Source organism: Pelatocladus sp. BLCC-F211 (assembly GCF_041928655.1).
Classification (GTDB): Bacteria; Cyanobacteriota; Cyanobacteriia; order Cyanobacteriales; family Nostocaceae; genus Pelatocladus.
On record NZ_JBHFLM010000035.1, the window covers coordinates 1 to 2206 of the forward strand.

A 2206-nucleotide genomic window follows, 5' to 3' on the forward strand; every position below is an offset into this window, starting at 1 on the left:
CTGACTATGTGTTAACAACAGCATTGAAGTCTTCTCATTTATCCTGCTCAGTTGTCAAGTGCGTTTTTTATCCGGTCGTTTCTTCTTATCTTCTTTTATTTGTCAAGTTCACATTACACCAAATTAGATGAGCTTACCCTGCATCTTACCCTGCATGTGGTTATAGAAGTAAAGAACGAATCAATCATGAAAGAAAGAGAAATTTTAAAAAAGCTCGTCGTTGGCACAACGGAGTTGAAGGACGTATAAGTTTTCTAAAACGATGCTTTGGTTTACAACGTTGCTTATACAGAGGAGAGTTAGGATTCTCGAGTTGGGTCGGCTGGGGAATTATCGCTCATAATTTAACTATCATCAGCAGGGGTATCATTAAAAATAATATGAATTCCCACCCTTGTCCTTAATTGCTTAGTATCAATTAATCTGCAATTATAGAATAATTTCGTAGCACATAATAACGAAATAAAATAGAAAATATTTGAATAGCTATTTGTCATTATGGTATAGCTTATACACGTAATTGTTGACTGTTAATAAAGTTTTTTATCTGATTTGTTCAATAGTTTCGCACCGGGAACTAGACTAAATAGGTCTTGAGCCGAGATTTGAGTAATTTTCTGCAAGATGGTCTGGAAACCTATGTCCTGTCTGGTTTTGATAATTTGTTACTTCCGAATTGATAATTAACACCTAAGATGAATGTTGGCACAGAAAATTCGGTTTTGGTATCACTGGTTGAGCTGTTTGATATAGGAGTAGAGAATTTCGCGTTCGTCTTGAGGAGAGACAATGAAGCACTGTTGTCCAACTGCATCATGATGCAGAACAACAACAACGCGCTCGCTTTGACAGACTCCCAAACAACTGGTGCTAACAACCCGATATTTACCCCACAATCCATCAAATTTTAGACGAGATTTCAGCCAGTTCTGTAACTCTTCTGAGGCTGTTGTACCTCTATTAATGCGATGAGAACTACCAGAAAATTGCTCTACTGTACACTGTGAACAAACTAACACCAACCCGTTCTCCCACTGGGGAACGAAAGTGGGAATGGGAGCAATAGGAGTCTCTGGCGGGTGATAAGAAGGAGGAGTACTTGGTTTCTCAGTGGATGAGAACTGCTGATAAATTTGTCGAATTAGGGCCAGTATACGTTTAAGCAGTTTCTTCATGGACGAATGGCTTTGCTATTTCTCCAATAGCATCACCTAAATTGAGCGTTGAGTTTGTTCTAACAGTGAAGGTATTTCATGAAGTTTTTTGTTGCAAGTAAGTAACCAGCTGCTGATATCAATACTGATAGCAACGATTGCTCAACATGAGACACTAAAGTCAAGAGCGTAAATCGAGAGCTTTTAAGTTTCTGCTTTGTTTTCGCCTTACACCCACCTCAAAACTTGCCCTGTAACAAAATTGATGCTTTGATGTTTTGAGCATTACCTCAAGTATCATGAGTTGCACTCCGTGAGTACATCCACATCCCACCATGCCGAAACCCGCCGATGTTAGCACTAAACGCTTAATTAGCCTCGCACCCGACAATTGGGTAAAATGGGTGACACAAATCAGAGATGTTGTTGCAGGCGAAATCCTTAATTCAGAGTTCCAGTGGATCAGCCGAGAAAGTGATGTACTCATCCGCGCCGAAAGTCCACAATACGGAAAATTTCTTGTTCTCAACGAACTACAACTGCGATATAAACCCGAAATGCCACGAAGGATGCGTGCCTATGCCGGACTTGCAGAAGAAAAATATAATTTACCAACCTATCCTGTACTAATTAACATTCTCAAAACGAGTGACGCAGAAATACCCACGCAATACTTCTCCAGCATCGCTGGGTTACAAGTACGTCAAGATTACCGTGTCATTAACCTGTGGGAAGTTGATGTCAGCATCGCCTTTTCTCAACCCTTACCATCGTTACTTCCGTTTGTGCCGATACTCAAAGGCGGTGAAGACGAATCTACAATTCGAGAAGCATTGCGCTTATTGCAAGCGGACGAACAATTAAACCAGCTAGAAACAGTCTTAGCATTTTTTGCTACGTTTGTACTAGACACTAGAACTCTTGCATAAATATTTTGTGGTATAATCAAGGGTTATTTTAATTTCAGTTTTTGGCAATTCAAATAGTAAGAGTTTATAAATTTTTTCGCTCAAGTATTATCAGGCGATCGCTAACTAAAAAAAATGGCAGCA

At 39.6% G+C, this 2206-nt stretch carries 1 protein-coding gene and 2 pseudogenes; 2 read left to right on the forward strand and 1 reads right to left on the reverse strand.

The window, feature by feature from the left end:
* Positions 1-149: 149 nt before the first annotated feature.
* Positions 150-404 (forward strand): annotated as a pseudogene (locus tag ACE1AT_RS03275) (ISNCY family transposase); the annotation flags it as partial.
* 324 nt (positions 405-728) lie between these two features.
* Here the strand turns inward: ACE1AT_RS03275 and ACE1AT_RS03280 are convergent.
* Complete coding sequence (locus ACE1AT_RS03280) at positions 729-1175, reverse strand: hypothetical protein (RefSeq protein WP_374865881.1); 447 nt, start codon at positions 1173-1175, stop codon at positions 729-731.
* A gap of 314 nt (positions 1176-1489) precedes the next feature.
* On the opposite strand from ACE1AT_RS03280, the pseudogene ACE1AT_RS03285 reads away from it, so the two are divergent.
* Positions 1490-2068, forward strand: a pseudogene (locus ACE1AT_RS03285) (Rpn family recombination-promoting nuclease/putative transposase); the annotation flags it as partial.
* Positions 2069-2206: the final 138 nt, after the last annotated feature.

Bases quoted from the DNA above. Each gene is read 5' to 3' on its own strand.
- ACE1AT_RS03280 (WP_374865881.1), bottom strand. From the start codon at position 1,175: ATGAAGAAACTGCTTAAACGTATACTGGCCCTAATTCGACAAATTTAT.